General features: G+C 67.4%; 18 protein-coding genes. 10 read left to right on the forward strand and 8 right to left on the reverse strand.

All coding sequences use genetic code 11. The annotated features are described in order from the left end of the window. Positions 1-161: 161 nt before the first annotated feature. Positions 162-911 (forward strand): Fic family protein, encoded by a 750-nt coding sequence (locus Q5696_RS02575; protein ID WP_305095110.1) that lies wholly within the window; start codon positions 162-164, stop codon positions 909-911. A gap of 467 nt (positions 912-1,378) precedes the next feature. Here Q5696_RS02575 and Q5696_RS02580 read toward each other — a convergent pair whose 3' ends face one another. Beyond that, the gene (locus tag Q5696_RS02580) at positions 1,379-2,206 is read right to left on the reverse strand and encodes an HAD family hydrolase (RefSeq protein WP_370654898.1); all 828 of its coding nucleotides are present in this window, start codon (positions 2,204-2,206) and stop codon (positions 1,379-1,381) included. Between the two features lie 467 nt (positions 2,207-2,673). Between Q5696_RS02580 and ssd the strand changes: the two genes are divergently transcribed. The 8 genes from ssd (at position 2,674) to Q5696_RS02620 (ending at position 9,769) form a co-directional block, all read left to right on the forward strand. Beyond that, positions 2,674-3,792 (forward strand): septum site-determining protein Ssd, encoded by a 1,119-nt coding sequence (gene ssd, locus Q5696_RS02585; RefSeq protein ID WP_305093678.1) that lies wholly within the window; start codon positions 2,674-2,676, stop codon positions 3,790-3,792. Further along, positions 3,789-4,967, forward strand: a complete 1,179-nt coding sequence (locus tag Q5696_RS02590; protein ID WP_305093679.1) for a TadA family conjugal transfer-associated ATPase — start codon at positions 3,789-3,791, stop codon at positions 4,965-4,967. The genes ssd and Q5696_RS02590 overlap by 4 nt, the downstream gene beginning before the upstream one ends. Next, positions 4,964-5,785, forward strand: a complete 822-nt coding sequence (locus tag Q5696_RS02595; RefSeq protein WP_305093680.1) for a type II secretion system F family protein — start codon at positions 4,964-4,966, stop codon at positions 5,783-5,785. The genes Q5696_RS02590 and Q5696_RS02595 overlap by 4 nt, the downstream gene beginning before the upstream one ends. Beyond that, positions 5,785-6,366 (forward strand): type II secretion system F family protein, encoded by a 582-nt coding sequence (locus Q5696_RS02600; RefSeq protein ID WP_370654847.1) that lies wholly within the window; start codon positions 5,785-5,787, stop codon positions 6,364-6,366. The genes Q5696_RS02595 and Q5696_RS02600 overlap by 1 nt, the downstream gene beginning before the upstream one ends. Before the next feature lie 60 nt (positions 6,367-6,426). Continuing rightward, the gene (locus Q5696_RS02605) at positions 6,427-6,552 is read left to right on the forward strand and encodes a hypothetical protein (RefSeq protein ID WP_305093681.1); all 126 of its coding nucleotides are present in this window, start codon (positions 6,427-6,429) and stop codon (positions 6,550-6,552) included. A gap of 48 nt (positions 6,553-6,600) precedes the next feature. Further along, complete coding sequence (locus Q5696_RS02610; RefSeq protein ID WP_305093682.1) at positions 6,601-6,846, forward strand: hypothetical protein; 246 nt, start codon at positions 6,601-6,603, stop codon at positions 6,844-6,846. Positions 6,847-7,442: 596 nt separating this feature from the next. Next, the gene (locus Q5696_RS02615) at positions 7,443-8,702 is read left to right on the forward strand and encodes a DNA cytosine methyltransferase (protein ID WP_305093683.1); all 1,260 of its coding nucleotides are present in this window, start codon (positions 7,443-7,445) and stop codon (positions 8,700-8,702) included. A 77-nt stretch (positions 8,703-8,779) separates the two neighbouring features. Further along, positions 8,780-9,769 (forward strand): ApaLI family restriction endonuclease, encoded by a 990-nt coding sequence (locus tag Q5696_RS02620; RefSeq protein ID WP_305093684.1) that lies wholly within the window; start codon positions 8,780-8,782, stop codon positions 9,767-9,769. A gap of 129 nt (positions 9,770-9,898) precedes the next feature. Here Q5696_RS02620 and Q5696_RS02625 read toward each other — a convergent pair whose 3' ends face one another. Next, complete coding sequence (locus Q5696_RS02625; protein WP_305093685.1) at positions 9,899-10,300, reverse strand: Gp19/Gp15/Gp42 family protein; 402 nt, start codon at positions 10,298-10,300, stop codon at positions 9,899-9,901. Positions 10,301-10,565: 265 nt separating this feature from the next. Continuing rightward, a complete protein-coding gene (locus Q5696_RS02630) occupies positions 10,566-10,850 on the reverse strand; it encodes a hypothetical protein (protein WP_305093686.1) in 285 nt (94 codons plus the stop codon). Between the two features lie 151 nt (positions 10,851-11,001). Between Q5696_RS02630 and Q5696_RS02635 the strand changes: the two genes are divergently transcribed. After that, the gene (locus Q5696_RS02635; RefSeq protein WP_305093687.1) at positions 11,002-11,355 is read left to right on the forward strand and encodes a hypothetical protein; all 354 of its coding nucleotides are present in this window, start codon (positions 11,002-11,004) and stop codon (positions 11,353-11,355) included. 7 nt (positions 11,356-11,362) lie between these two features. Here the strand turns inward: Q5696_RS02635 and Q5696_RS02640 are convergent, their stop codons facing one another. The 5 genes from Q5696_RS02640 to Q5696_RS02660 form a co-directional block, all read right to left on the reverse strand. After that, positions 11,363-11,665 carry a hypothetical protein gene (locus Q5696_RS02640; RefSeq protein WP_305093688.1) on the reverse strand — a complete coding sequence of 101 codons (303 nt, stop codon included), beginning with the start codon at positions 11,663-11,665 and terminating at the stop codon, positions 11,363-11,365. Between the two features lie 107 nt (positions 11,666-11,772). Further along, positions 11,773-12,597 (reverse strand): phage major capsid protein, encoded by an 825-nt coding sequence (locus Q5696_RS02645; RefSeq protein WP_305093689.1) that lies wholly within the window; start codon positions 12,595-12,597, stop codon positions 11,773-11,775. 156 nt (positions 12,598-12,753) lie between these two features. Then, positions 12,754-13,245 (reverse strand): hypothetical protein, encoded by a 492-nt coding sequence (locus Q5696_RS02650; RefSeq protein WP_305093690.1) that lies wholly within the window; start codon positions 13,243-13,245, stop codon positions 12,754-12,756. Beyond that, a complete protein-coding gene (locus tag Q5696_RS02655; RefSeq protein ID WP_305093691.1) occupies positions 13,242-13,397 on the reverse strand; it encodes a hypothetical protein in 156 nt (51 codons plus the stop codon). Before Q5696_RS02655 ends, Q5696_RS02650 begins: the two co-directional genes overlap by 4 nt. A gap of 148 nt (positions 13,398-13,545) precedes the next feature. After that, complete coding sequence (locus Q5696_RS02660) at positions 13,546-13,704, reverse strand: hypothetical protein (protein WP_305093692.1); 159 nt, start codon at positions 13,702-13,704, stop codon at positions 13,546-13,548. Positions 13,705-13,885: the final 181 nt, after the last annotated feature.

Raw genomic sequence — 13,885 nt, forward strand, 5'->3', positions numbered from 1 at the left:
GACGGTGTCGCACGTGTGAGGGTAGTCACAGGTGACGGGCGTCGCAGAATGCCCTCCCGGGGAGTGGGCGTCACATGCGCCGATCGGTCGGATCCGTGCGACGGGCGGTCGATCGGGGCGCCCCGGTCGGGCCGGGTAGCGTCGAAGCCGTGACTGTTCCCGTGACTGATCCCCTGCGTCCGCTGACGGACCTGCCCGGAGTGCTCGACGCGGCGGATCGTGCACGTGACGCGCTCGGTGAAGCGCATCGGCACCGGACCAACCGCCGCGGCTGGCCGCAGACCGCGACCGAGGCGTCGGTGCGCGCCGCCCGGGCGTCCGCGTCCATCGACGGCGGATCCACCGAACTACCCGTCCCCGGCACCGTCGGCGACCCGGTCCTGTCCGGTGCGCTGCGCGTCGCGCAGGCACTCGACGGCGAGGCCTTGACGGTGATCCTGCCGACCTGGCAGCGGGCACCCCTGCAGGTCCTGGCCCGGCTACACGTGCTCGCCGCCGCCGACCTCGTCGACGACGACACGGTGCTCGGACGCCCGCGACCCGATCCCGGCGTGGGGGAGCGACTCGACGCGCTCGCGCAGCTGATCACCGGAGGCACCCAGGCGCCCGCACCGGTCCTCGCGGCGGTCGTGCACGGAGAACTGGCGGCCCTGCGCCCGTTCGGTGTCGCCGACGGTGTCGTCGCCCGCGCCGCATCCCGCCTCGTGGCCACGTCGACAGGTCTCGATCCGCACAACCTCGGCGTACCGGAGGTCAGCTGGATGCGTCGCATCCCGGCCTACCGGCACGGCGTCACCGGTTTCGCGTCCGGAACCTCGGAGGGCGTCGGCGGTTGGGTGATGCTCTGCTGCGGGGCGCTGGAGGCCGGCGCCCGCGAAGCCCTGTCGATCGCGGAGGCCGCCGCGCCCTGACGCCCGGTGTCGGTGTTCCCGATGTCGACGTAAATCCTGGGCGCGCAACGGATTTCCTGATCTTTCCCCGAGCATGCGAAGCGGGTGGCGTTGCCGATCGTGATCGGTAGCGCCACCCGCTAGCACAGGACCTCCAGGTTACCATGCGTGCAAGGTGGGTTGTGTGTCAACGGCCTCGGCGTGGTGCACGGTGGTGCCGGTTCGTCCCCGCAACCTGTACGGAGTCCTTGCCGACAGTCATCCGAGTCACGCAAGCCCACAACGCTTCTGCCCTTATAGTGGCTTGTGCTCCGCGTGGGTACCTGGTGCCCGTGCTGGGAAGTCCGTGCGGGGGATCGGCCCTTCTCTTCCGGATCGATCCTGGCCTTCCGGCCTTCCGTAACTCCTTTGTACCCTGTGCTCCACCCCACTTCAAGAGCCAATTTTCCTTTGTGGGAGAGAATCGTTCGGTGGCGCAGCTGTGAGCGTCAGGGGCGTCGGCGCAACAGCGCATAGGTGAGGGCGGTGGCTGCGGCGGCGCCGGACAGGATGGCGGCACCCGCAGCCATCGCGGTACGCGGCGACGTCTGTAGTCGTGCACGCAGCGATACAGGGTTCGAGAAAGTCAGTATCGCCCAGCGTTTTTCGGTTGCAGCCCGGCGCAGCGCCCGGTCCGGATTGACCGCTGTCGGGTGGCCCACCGCTTCGAGCATCGGCAGATCCGTCACCGAATCCGAGTAGGCGTAACAGCGCGAGAGGTCGTATCCGTGTCGCTCCGCGAGCTCGCGCATCGCCTCGACCTTGCCGTCGCCGTAACAGTAGAACTCGAGCTCGCCCGTGTACCGACCGTCCTCGACCACCATGCGGGTCGCGGTGCTGTACGTGGCGCCGAGTGCCGCCGCGATGGGCGTCACCACCTCCTCCCCGGACGCGGACACGATCACCACGTCGTGGCCACGTGCCTTGTGGTCGGCGATGAGGTCGGCGGCCTCCGCATAGATCAGAGGGTCGACGATGTCGTGCAGGGTCTCGGCGACGATCGCGCGGACCTGCGCGACGTCCCAGCCTGCGGTCATGCTCGTCAGATGGGCTCGCATCCGCTCCATCTGATCGTGGTCGGCGCCGGCGAGCAGGAACAGGAACTGCGCGTAGCTGCCCTGCAGGACCGATCGGCGGGTGATGAGTCCCTGTGCGAAGAACGGCCGGCTGAACGCGAGTGCACTCGACTTCGCGATGACCGTTTTGTCCAGATCGAAGAAGGCGGCCACTCGGCCGCGTTCGGAGGATGCGCTCGGCTGCCCGGTCACGGCACCCAGGATAGGGGAGTGCCGGTGGGCGTGCCGTCAGGTCCGGCGACGGGCGGGTCGTGCCGGAGGTGTGCGGTGCCGCGTTGTCCGTGCAATCGCAACTTGCACTGTCGAGCGGATGTGGGTGTAGTATCAATTTCACCTGGACGCGATCCAGGCGTGTTCAGCCCGACCCCCCGGGGCTGAACTCCTGACGACCCCCGCCTCCTCCCCCCCTGGCGGGGGTCGTCCCTTTTCTCTCCTTTCTTCTCGGTCCTTTGTCGACCTTTCTGTCCCGGCCTTCTTTTTCGTGTCTTTCCGTGCAGGTGGCCGAGATGTGCTGCCACGACGGTTGTTTCCCGGCCGCCCGCTCGACGGCGACACGGCATTCCGGCACAGTGGTACGGCCGTACCGGAAATTGTCCACAGCCCCCGAAACCATCCACATTCGCCGAGCAGAGGCCCCGGACGGATGCCTGCCAGGGCAATCTCGGGGCATGTCCATCGACCACATCGACCTTCCCGGCCGGGCCGGAGTGCTGGGCGTCGTGAGTGCGCCGGACGTCGTTCGGTGCCTGCGATCGATCGCGGCCGCAACCGATCAAACATTCGTTGAAGCATCGGGACCGGTCGGCCGCACCGACTGGATGTCGGCCGACCTCGTCGTCGTCGACACCCCGGGCGCCCGGGATTGCCCGTCGCTCCCGCGCCGAGACCGCGTCGTCCTGGTGTGCGACGGCGCGCCGACCCTCGACGACTGGCGCGCCGCCACCGAGATCGGCGCCGACCGGGTCCTCGGTATCCCGGACGACGAACCCGCGCTCGTCGCCACGTTCGGGGAACGCCGGGGCCACACGGTCGCGGACGGGACGGTCGTCGCGATCGTCGGCGGCTGCGGAGGTGCGGGAACGTCGACCCTCGCCGCCGCCGTCGCATCGGTCTCGGCACGGAGACAGGGCGCCGGCCGCCCCTCCGAATGGACGTTGCTGCTCGACGCCGACCCGTTCGGCGGTGGGCTCGACCTGCTGCTCGGTATCGAGGACCGGCCCGGCCTGCGCTGGTCGGGACTGGAGGTGGAGGGGGGACGCGTCGCGGCCGATGCGCTACGTGCCGCACTGCCGGTACACGCCAGTGGGCTCAGTGTGCTTTCGTGCGGGCGCGGGGACGACCGCACCGGAGGTCCGACCCCGGCCGCGGTGAGCGCAGTCCTGGACGCGGGCCGATCCACCGGCGCCGTCGTCGTGTGCGACGTGCCGCGACACCCCACCCCGGCCGGGGACCGGGTACTCGAGGACGCGGACCTCGTCGTCGTGGTGGTGCCCGCAACCGTCCGCGGCGGTGTCGCCGCCGAACGTGTCCTCGAGCGGGTCGGAGAACGAAACGTCAACCGCGGGCTGGTGATCCGCGGACCGGCACCGGGCGGGCTGCGGGCCCGCGACCTCGCCGACAGTCTCGGAGTGCCGCTGCTGGCGTCGGTGCGGCCGGAACCGCGGATCGCGACGATGCTCGACCGCGGCGGGCTCGACCTCGGCCGCCGATCCCCGCTGGCCGACGGAGCCGGGGCCGTCCTCGATGTGCTCGCGTCCCGTCCCCGTCGCGGACGGACGGCGTCGTGAGCACCCTCGCGTCCCCGGACCTGCTCGAGCGGGTCCGGGAACGGCTCGCGGTCGCCGACGGCGTCCTGACACCGGCGGCGGTCGCGGCGGCGATCCGCACCGAATCCGGTGGCGTGCTGGGCGACGTCGATCTGCTCGCCGCACTCCGGACCCTGCAGACCGAACTCACCGGCGCCGGCCCGCTCGAGGCGCTGCTCGCGGCACCCGGGGTGGCCGACGTCCTCGTCACCGCACCCGACGAGGTGTGGATCGACCGCGGAGCCGGGCTCGAACGCACCACCGTGTCCTTCCCGGACGAAGCCTCCGTCCGGCGGCTGGCACAGCGCCTCGCACTGTCCGCGGGCCGCCGCCTCGACGACGCGCAGCCGTGGGTCGACGGCCGCCTCGACGGAATCGGCCACGGCGACTACGGAATCCGGCTGCACGCCGTCCTCGCCCCGGTCGCGCAGGGCGGGACGTGCGTGTCGCTGCGGGTCCTGCGGCCCGCGACACACAGCCTCGACGACCTCGCGGCGCGCGGTGCGGTGAGCCCCGATGCCCACCGGCTCCTCGACGAGATCGTCCGCGCCCGCCTGGCCTTCCTCGTGACCGGCGGCACAGGTGCGGGAAAGACGACCGTCCTCGCCGCGATGCTCGGCCGGGTCGACCCGGCCGAACGGATCGTGTGTGTCGAGGATGCCGCGGAACTGGCGCCCTCGCACCCGCACGTCGTGCGACTGGTGGCCCGCGCCCCGAACGTCGAGGGCGTCGGTGAGGTCACGGTGCGTGACCTGGTGCGGCAGTCGCTGCGGATGCGCCCGGACCGGATCGTGGTGGGGGAGGTGCGCGGCGCCGAGGTCGTCGATCTGCTCACCGCACTCAACACCGGTCACGACGGCGGCGCCGGCACCGTGCACGCGAACTCGCCCGGTGAGGTGCCGGCGCGACTCGAGGCGCTGGCCGCACTCGGTGGCATGGACCGCGCCGCACTGCACAGTCAGCTCGCCGCGGCCGTGCAGGCGGTGCTGCACGTGCGCCGAGACGCGTCGGGGATGCGGAGTCTCGCCGAAATCGGTGTGCTCGAACGTGATCCGTCCGGCGCGGTGTGCGTCGCCGCGGCCTGGACCCGGGACGGTGGCCCCGGCCCCGGAGCCGGGACACTGCGAGCACTGCTGGATTCCCGGCGGCTGCGATGACGGCAGCACTGATCTGTGTGGCGGCCGCACTGATGACTGCACCGGCCCATCCCGCCCGCACCCGGTTCCGGGCCGTCACGACGTGGGTCGCGCCCGCACCGATCGGGTGGGCTCGGCAATGGGCGACCCGGCACGGACTCACCCCGTACGACCTCGGCTTCCCGGTGTGCGCGCTGCTCGCCGTGGCCGGTGCGATCGGACCGGCGACGGCCGCCGCGATCGTCGTCGGCACCCTGCGGCGACGGCACCGCCGCCGCACGGCCACCGCGGCCCGGGAACGGGCCCGCGACGGTGTGCTCGCCGGACTCGACATCGTGATCGGGGAACTGCGGGTCGGCGCGCACCCGGCGGTCGCATGCGAGACCGCCGCCGAGGAGTCCGGCATCGGCCCCGACGCCGTCGCCGCCTTCCGCGGTGCCGCGGCCCGAGCCCGGCTCGGTGGTTCGGCCGCCACGGGTTTCGCGGCCCGCGACAGCGTCGTCGCCGACGACCTGCAGCGGATCGCGGCGGCATGGTCCGTCGCGGAGGCCCGTGGGCTGGCGCTCGCCGATCTGCTGCAGGCGGCCCGGACCGACCTGCAGGGGCGCAAACGTTTCCGCAACCGTGCGGAGGCCGGACTGTCCGGGGCCCGGGCCACGGCTGCGGTGCTCGCGGGACTACCGGTGCTCGGCGTCGGCCTCGGACAGATGATGGGTGCCGCTCCGGTCCGGGTCCTGCTCGGCGGCGGCCTCGGCAGTGTGCTGCTGGTCGTCGGAACGGCGCTGGTGGCTGCCGGGCTGGCATGGACAGACCGCATCGTCGACCGGGCGGTGACCTGATGTGGCTGTCGATCGCCCTGACGGCCGCTGCCGTGCTGACGGTCCCCGGCGGGACGCGGGTGCGTCACCGGTTACGTGGATCCGCCGTCGTCCCGTCCGACGACCGGGTTGCGGCGCCGACCGCGGACGCCGACGACCCACTGGCCGTCGCCGGCACGTTCGACCTGCTCGCGGCATGCCTCGAGGCCGGTCTGCCACCGGCCGCCGCAGCCGCCGCTGTCGCACCGTCGGCGCCACCGCCGTTGTCGGAGTCGTTGCGCCGCACCGCGGACCTGCTGGCGCTCGGCGCCGATCCCGCCACCGCGTGGGCGGCGTCGGACACGGATCCGGCGACGGAAGCGCTCGCCCGGATGGCGCGGCGCTCCGCACGATCGGGGGCCGCCCTGTCCGGGGCGATCGCGGAACTGGCGGTGGGACAGCGCACCGACGCCGAGGACCGGGCGCTCGCCGCCGCGGAACGCGCCGGTGTGCTCGTCAGCGGCCCGCTGGGCCTGTGCTTCCTGCCCGCGTTCATCTGCCTGGGCATCGTCCCGGTGGTGATCGGGCTCGCCGGCGGAGTCCTCTCGGGAGGGCTCCTGTGACCGGCAGGGGGAACGCCGGTGCGGAACCGCCGCACCGGCATCGAATGGAGGGGGACAACCATGTGGACGAAGAAGTTTCACGAGATCCAGGCACGGATCGTGCTCGCGGCGACCGCCGACGACGGCATGAGCACCGCCGAGTACTCCAAAACCTCGGTTTACTCCCGTAAGACAAGCGACCCCTAAGGTGCTGGAACACCTACGGGGTCTTGGCCACAACGGAGAGAGCCCGTTATGAACCGTTTCACGAGTGTAGCTGCACAAGATCGCTTTGTCGTCGTAGCCAGCATGGCTGGTGGTACGAACCTCGGCACCTTCGATTGCATCACTGAAGCTCACGCCCGGATCACTCGGCACATCGAGCACGTCTGCAACTTGTTCCCTGGCGAGGAAGTCCAGATCTGCCAGGAAGGGCCGTCCGTCGTCTGCGACTGGACCAACGGCCAGCACATCACCTACACGGTGACGGCCTCCCGCTAACGACCCGTTCCGTCTCCCAGGGAGCAATCCCTGGGGGCGCGGTGCGGGCCTTTGGCCTGCCGTCGTTCCAAGTGCCGTCCGACGCAAACCAGCGGCACCCGGTGTTCTTCTTCTTGTGAACCGGCACAGGGCCGACTCCCCAGCGGATCGTGGGGCGCTCTCTTGGATGGACCGGCCGGACGCCTTGAGGGTCAGCGACAGCCTGCCCGCTTTCAGCGGGTGGGCTAGCTGCCGTGAACAGCTAGCGGGAATTGGTGCTGGGGACCAGCTAGAGCGGGGACGACCCGCTAGGGTCGGGGAAACCTCACTCCGGAAGAGCCCTGCCGCCCGCAGGGCGTCCGTTGGGTCCGGCACAGCCGCCGCAGGCGTCCTTATCTCTCGGACCTCCGGTGCAACGACAGTTCCCAGCGCACGAAGTCGAGTGCAGCGATCACGTCGGGGTCGTCCGGGTCCAGGCCCTCCTCAAGCAGGGCCTCACGCTCTTCGTCATCCATACGAGCACAGACGCAGCCGAGCGGGCATCGGTTCCACCGAGGTCGTTGAGGCCACCGTGTTGGTCGCATGGGCGTGACGGTGCGGCCAGATATGATCCGCGCATGAGTAATGCCAGCGCAGGCCCACCGGTCGTTATCGATCTCTTCTCGGGCGCTGGCGGCCTATCCCAAGGGCTCCACCAGGCCGGCATCCGCACGGCCGTCGGCTCGGACTTCTGGACTCCTGCGGCCGACTCGTACGAGGCTAACCACGTCGATGTCCCGTTCCTTCGGGTAGACGCGCATGACCTCGACGCAGCGACTCTCATTGCTACCGCTGGACGGATCCCGGATGCGATCGTCGGTGGACCACCCTGCCAGGGTTTCTCCTCGGCTGGTGCAAAGGACGCAGCAGACCTGCGGAACAGTCTGGTTGGCGTGTTCGCTCGCCTCATAGCTGAGGTTCGTCCCTCGATGTTCCTTTTCGAGAACGTCGAGGGATTCCTCACATCAGCGGGGGGCGACTACGTCGTCGCTCTACTCGATCCGTTGATCGAGGCTGGCTACAAGATTTCTATCGAGAAGTTGAACGTCGCAAACTACGGTGTCCCCCAACTTCGGAAGCGAACGATCGCGATTGGTTCCCTGAATACGGCTCCGCAGGTTCCCGAGCCCACGCACCGGGCGTTCGGCGCTCCCGGTTCGGCCAAGGTTGGACACGGTGCCTTGCCGTTCACCCCTTCCGTGGAGAAGGCCTTGGCGGACCTCCCCCCTGCGGCGTTCTCGGCTGCGGAGGCGAGCCTTCCTGAGCATTGGGCTAAACCGCCAAGCGAGCTGGCTGCCCGCCGCTACGAGATGCTCGAATGGGGCCAGACGATGCGGGATCTTCCCCCTGAGTTGCAGCACCCCAGCTTTAGGCGCAGGGCGAACCGTCGTGTCGCAGACGGAACACCGACAGAAAAGCGAGGTGGTGCGCCGGCCGGGCTCCGAAAGATGCGCCCGGATGAGCCGTCACGAGCGATCACGAGTGCCGCCTCACGTGAGTTCGTCCATCCGTTTGAAGCTCGCACCCTGACCCTGCGTGAATGTGCGCGGCTACAGACGTTTCCCGATGCGTACGTGTTCAAGGGCTCGAACCAGCAAAAGGCAACTTTGATCGGAAATGCGATCCCGGTGCGCTTTGCCGAAGCGCTCGGCGATGCCCTGCTAAAGACGCGTGACGCAGGGGACGATCTCTCGTCCGAGCCTGGCGCGTTGATGCGGTTCGAGGTGACTGTTGGTGATTTGATGAGCCCAGCACTGCAACGCGTGGCTGAACGGATTGCCAGCCGTTACGGAAAGACCAACATCGACGAGCCGGAGGAACTGACGCTGTGGGCCTAACTCAGAGTCAACGGTCCACATTCGAGCGCATCTGCAAGATCTCGAGCGGAGACCTCGGTGTAAGCCTGCCCGGTCCAGTGGCGAAGGCGCTCCTTCACCTGAGCGCGCGCGATTTGAATCTGGCGGGGTTCTCGGCGGGGCGTGCCGACGCCCTTCAAGAACTATTCAACGTCGATCCACCAAGTTCCTTCCAATGGGACGACGACGAGGATCCGCTCAAGACGTTCGAGCGGTTTATCGAGGCGACTGCCGGCGATGGCGATACGTACTTTGCTTGCATCGGCATGCTGCATAAGGCTCGCCTGAAGTACGAGAAGATCCTTAGCTCTCAGCCGATCCCCACGATGGAGCAGGTTGGTCCGCGAGGTCTGCTCCAGTATGGCGCGATGGACGGCTCAAGCCTCGCTGGCCTGCTGCTCTGGCGAAAGTGGATGTACGACATTGACAACCGGGCTGCCCAGGAGACCGGCTACTTGTTCGAGCCGATCCTTGCCAGCGCGATCGGAGGTGCGTCAGCACCTGCATCGAAGAGCCCGGTCCGTCGACGTGCCGATAGCAAGAAGGGGCGGCAGGTCGATGTGGTCAAGGGAGATTTTGCGTATGAGATGAAGCTGCGTGTGACTATCGCCGCCTCCGGTCAAGGCCGGTGGCGCGAGGAACTCGACTTTCCGCTTGACTGCGTAGAGAGCGGCTACACGCCCGTCCTAACCGTGTTGGACGGTACCGCCAATCCGAAGCTCTCCGAGTTGGTCGAGGCATTCACAAGCGTCGGCGGTAAAGCGTACGTCGGCGAGGATGCTTGGCGGCATCTTGAAGACTCGGCTGGCCCTACCATGGCTACGTTCATCGATAAGTACGTGAAAGAGCCATTGCAGGACTTGTTGGCGTCAACTCCCAACGGCTCCAATCTTCCGAAACTGTCATTGACTCAAACCGCAAGGGGCATACGATTCGACGTTGGTGACGAATCGTGGACGGTGGAGCGCAATCAGATTGATGACAGCCTTTCGACCGGAGGCGACGAGCTCCCCGATGACGTGGACGATGGAGTGCTTGGCGGTCTCTGATGGGATGCCTCGGTTAGCGATCTGCGGCACCACTCGCTCGGTCGTCGAAGCGGTTCCCAGCGCCGCTAGGCGCTCGGATCCGCACGTGACTAGTCGACAAGTCGAGTAGTCGAGTAGTCGAGTAGTCGACTAGCCCCCTGAATCGAACGACGAACCCCGAATGGGTGCAACGAGATTGGGGGCGATGGCGAAGGCCTTGCGCGGTCGGATCCCGAGCGTCTGCCATTCCTCGGGGAGGATCTCGAGCTTGCCCGAGGATGCCTCGCGGTTGAACTGGTACGAGTACCCGCCGTCGGTTTCCGACGCGTATCCGTCGGGGTTGCGGACGACCCGTAGGACGGCCTCGGCCTCGATGTCGGCCACGTCGGCCTCGTCGATGTGTCCAGCGACGATCCGGTCGGCCAGATCCGGGATACGGCGCAGGATCATGCGTTCTACCTGTTCGAGCCGGCGCTCGATAAGCGCCATGACCTCTGGCTCAGGTTCCTTGGCCCACAGCGTGGTTACGTCAGCGGCTGCGGCATACGTCATTGAGTGAGCGCCTTTCGGTAGAAGTCAGCGGCCGCTAGACCGGCTGCGTCCATCACGGGTGCGGCCAGGTTCTGGCCCTGGTCTGGTACGGCGTGGTTGAGCCAGTCGACGACGTGGCCTCTCAGCGCCTGGTAGTCGCCGGGGGTACCTAGACCCTCGAGCGACCGGAGATCGTCCGGCAGGAGGGCAGCCAGGGCCTCGGGGCTCGAGGCTGTCGGCTTGCGATTGCGTCGCCTGGTCGGCGACATCCCAGTACCTCTGGGCATCAGTCCTCCTCGGGAGCTGCGAAGTTGAGTCGAGCGAGTAGCTGGGCGAGTAGCGCCCGCTGGAATCGAACCTCGGAGATCAGCGGATGGATCACCATTTGGCCGGCACTTCCTCGGACAGTGAGCGGCTCGTTGGCAGTCGCACGGTCCAGCTCCGCGATCGTGTCGGAGACCCGGCACCCGTGAGCGAGGATCTCGAGCTTGGCAGGCTCGTTGTCCAGGTCGTACTCGTCCAGGACGGTTTTCCAGAGCTTCTGGCCTGCCGAACCGAAGCCCTTCGGCATTCGTGGCCTCATAGGCGTTTCAACCCCTTAATCAAACGTTGGAAATAGGCCCTGATCAGGGCATCTAGTGAAAAATCAGGTTCTGAAGACCGCACAAGATGTGGCGACCGCATAACCACCCGGTCTGAGACGGGGGTACGGGGAGTCTCCCGTGGGGGTGTCCCGCCTGATCTGCGACGATGTGCGGGTGATCAACTGGGACGACAAGGTCGCCAGCCAGGCGACGGGCATCGTGGCCATGGACGACTTCAAGGCGCTGCCTCGGACCGGACCTGGTCGCTGGGCGCAGCCGTACGAGGGCGTCACCCTCTACACCAACGACGACAAGGTCTTGTTCCCGCTGAGCGACGGCACTCCCGCCGCTGACGGCGCACGTAGCCTGCTGATCCACGCACTCGACAAGGCGTACAAGGCAGGCGAGACCTCCACCCAGGCGTTCGAGCGCCTCTGCAACGGAGCACCCGTCACTACGGGTGATCTGTCAGAGCTACCGGGTACGTACTGAGCAGCTCCTAGCCGGCTCGACCCTTGTGGAACGAGTTCCACTGTCTGTGGGTGATGCCCGACTCGAGCGCCAGCAAGCGAAGGCGGAAGTTCAGTTCGAGGTACCTGCTGAGTGTGTCGCTGAGTTCGACCACCTCGGTCCACAACTCGGTGGCCAGCTCCGAGTCACCGATCGCCTTGCAGACCCTCTCGGTGTTCTCCAGTTCCTGCGCGATGACCTTGCAGGAGTAACAGCAGTACGGGTGGTCGCCGAACCTGAGGCCGGGGCAGCCTTCGCGCTCACACGGCTGGGCGCTGCGGTACTTGGTCATGTGGTTGGTCTCTCCTCGTTCGCGGGTCTTGAACAGCAGAAGGGGCCGGTGGTGAGACCGGCCCCTTCGCTGGGTGAATCTATTCAGTTATGTTGCAGCTCAATCGATTAGACAGCGTCGTACAGACGCACGATGCCAGCCGGGTTGGCGTAGCCGAAGGCCACACGCGAGGTGGCGCGAAGCTGAGTCGCATCGGAGTCGAACGACGCGCTGGCGTCCGCGACGATGGTCGTGCCCAGGCGACGGACGGTGCGGATCTGGCGCTTGTCCAGGCCCCAGACGTTGCCGGCCGCGACGGCACGCGAGACGTACACCGGGACGCCCGCGAGGCGGACACCGTCGTCCACAGTCTCGAGCAGGCCAGCGTTGGAGCCGCTGGTGGTCTTGACCTTGGCCAGAGTGTTGGCGACATCGGGAGCCATGACGAAGTGCGTCAGCTCGGCACCGTTGTTGAACGCCTGCAACTTCGCGTCGTGGAACGGGTCGAGGTTGGCGAACGCACCAGCGTCGACCACCTGGGCGTCGGTCAGCGAAAGCAGGCCGCTCGGGCCGTTCGTGACGGTGTCACCGAAGAACGCCGAGTCAATCCGCTTGGCGAGGCTTCGACCGAGACCCTTCGCGGTCTCGTCCAGAACCGCCGGATCGGAGTCCATGACGGACTCGTTGGAGAGTTCGACTCGGCCGGCGACCTTCTGGGGGGTCACCACCAGCTCGGCGGTCTCGGGATCGGTCAGCGGGATGGTCGCCTTCTCGGCGACCCAGCCGGTCGCGGCGTCATCGACCAGGATCGGGAACCGGATCGTGTGCTTGTCGGTGTTGGTCACGGTCGCGACCAGGAAAGCGATGGACTCGGCGTCGACGACGAGGTCGATTGCCTTGCCGTAGTCCTCGGGGGTCCAGGCGTTGGCGAGGTTGGTGTTCAGAACGGTCATGGTGTCCTCCTACGGACATGAGAAAGGCCCCTGGCTCGTTGCCAGAGGCCTGGATTAATGCTGGAAGTCACCGAGCCACGGACTCGGATCCTGTTGCCTCACAGAGGTTTTGTCGCTCTCTTGCCGTCACGGACGGCGTGCAGAGCAGAAGTTCGGTTACCGCTGTGGCGACCAGGGATCGGCCACAGTGCCCTTGATCATCGCGGCGAGCGATGGCTCTTCGCGCTTGCGTTTCGGAAGGCCTCCGGTGCCCTGGGTGGGATCGAACGCGGGGGCGTTCTTCCGCAGACCGGGGCGCTCCTCGAGGACGGCGGTGACATCAGCCGCCACGAGGGCAGGGTCGACGTTGCCATCGTCGTCGAGGTAGTCGACGGAGTCGTTCCCGCTCAAGGTGAACACGTCGGATCCGTGAGACAGACCGGCCTCGGTGGCCAGTCGTTCGATCTCAGATCGCTGCATCCGGGCGATGCGAGCCTGGGCGGCGGTCAGTTCATCGCGGCTCGCGTCGCGCTCGCTGCGGTATCGATCGCGTGCCTCCCTGAGGCCCTGGGATACCTCAGGGGTACCCGTGTTGTCAGCTACCGCAGAAGCCTCGTCAGCGTTACCCTCAGGGCCAGGAATCGACATCGGGTTTTCAGGTGCGCTCATCGGTCCTCCGTCCAGTGCGTGATCGTCAGGTCGTCGTACGGGTGACTCCGGCCAGTACCGAAGTCGACAACGGCGTCGGGGCCGACGTGGAACGTCCTCGGTGGTGCGCCGTGCTCGGCAGCTCGTACGACCGCCTCGGTCAGTGCGTCCATGCGTTTCTCTCCTCTGGATATGCGAAAGGCCACGACGTTGGTCGTGGCCCTGGGTATGTCAAGTTGCGATCAGGTCGGGAACCGCTCGCCCTGTAGGCGCTGGTTCCAACAGTTGTGCGTGGGCTTCCTTCTGGAGGCTGGGAGAACCTCAGGCCTCGTCGGCCTGCGCCTTCAGCGTCCGCAGCGCACTACGGCAGCGAGCGCGGTAACGCTGCTGGGTCTGGCGGCTGCATCTGATGCAGCGGCCGTCGGTGCGGAGGTCCGCTGGGCCGTGGATGTGGTGCTGACCGGATCGACAGGTCCGCATGGCGGGCCTCCTTTCGGGTGGTAGGGCTATCAGGATTTGGCTGACGAAAAACCCCGGCCTGCCATGACCAGCAGACCGGGGCTCTCGATCAAGTAACTCCCCAACAGGAGCGGGACGGTAACCAGCCGTCCCTTGTATCCGCTGATGAAGCAGCGGCTTGCCGAGGTCAGACCACCTCGGA

It is taken from the genome of Prescottella sp. R16 (assembly GCF_030656875.1).
In the GTDB taxonomy this organism is placed as follows: domain Bacteria; phylum Actinomycetota; class Actinomycetes; order Mycobacteriales; family Mycobacteriaceae; genus Prescottella.

Coding starts and splice junctions, on each gene's coding strand:
- ssd (WP_305093678.1), top strand. CDS start 2,674: ATGTCCATCGACCACATCGACCTTCCCGGCCGGGCCGGAGTGCTGGGC.
- Q5696_RS02595 (WP_305093680.1), top strand. CDS start 4,964: ATGACGGCAGCACTGATCTGTGTGGCGGCCGCACTGATGACTGCACCG.
- Q5696_RS02600 (WP_370654847.1), top strand. CDS start 5,785: ATGTGGCTGTCGATCGCCCTGACGGCCGCTGCCGTGCTGACGGTCCCC.
- Q5696_RS02605 (WP_305093681.1), top strand. CDS start 6,427: ATGTGGACGAAGAAGTTTCACGAGATCCAGGCACGGATCGTGCTCGCG.
- Q5696_RS02610 (WP_305093682.1), top strand. CDS start 6,601: ATGAACCGTTTCACGAGTGTAGCTGCACAAGATCGCTTTGTCGTCGTA.
- Q5696_RS02615 (WP_305093683.1), top strand. CDS start 7,443: ATGAGTAATGCCAGCGCAGGCCCACCGGTCGTTATCGATCTCTTCTCG.
- Q5696_RS02625 (WP_305093685.1), bottom strand. CDS start 10,300: ATGACGTATGCCGCAGCCGCTGACGTAACCACGCTGTGGGCCAAGGAA.
- Q5696_RS02630 (WP_305093686.1), bottom strand. CDS start 10,850: ATGCCGAAGGGCTTCGGTTCGGCAGGCCAGAAGCTCTGGAAAACCGTC.
- Q5696_RS02640 (WP_305093688.1), bottom strand. CDS start 11,665: ATGACCAAGTACCGCAGCGCCCAGCCGTGTGAGCGCGAAGGCTGCCCC.
- Q5696_RS02645 (WP_305093689.1), bottom strand. CDS start 12,597: ATGACCGTTCTGAACACCAACCTCGCCAACGCCTGGACCCCCGAGGAC.
- Q5696_RS02650 (WP_305093690.1), bottom strand. CDS start 13,245: ATGAGCGCACCTGAAAACCCGATGTCGATTCCTGGCCCTGAGGGTAAC.
- Q5696_RS02655 (WP_305093691.1), bottom strand. CDS start 13,397: ATGGACGCACTGACCGAGGCGGTCGTACGAGCTGCCGAGCACGGCGCA.
- Q5696_RS02660 (WP_305093692.1), bottom strand. CDS start 13,704: ATGCGGACCTGTCGATCCGGTCAGCACCACATCCACGGCCCAGCGGAC.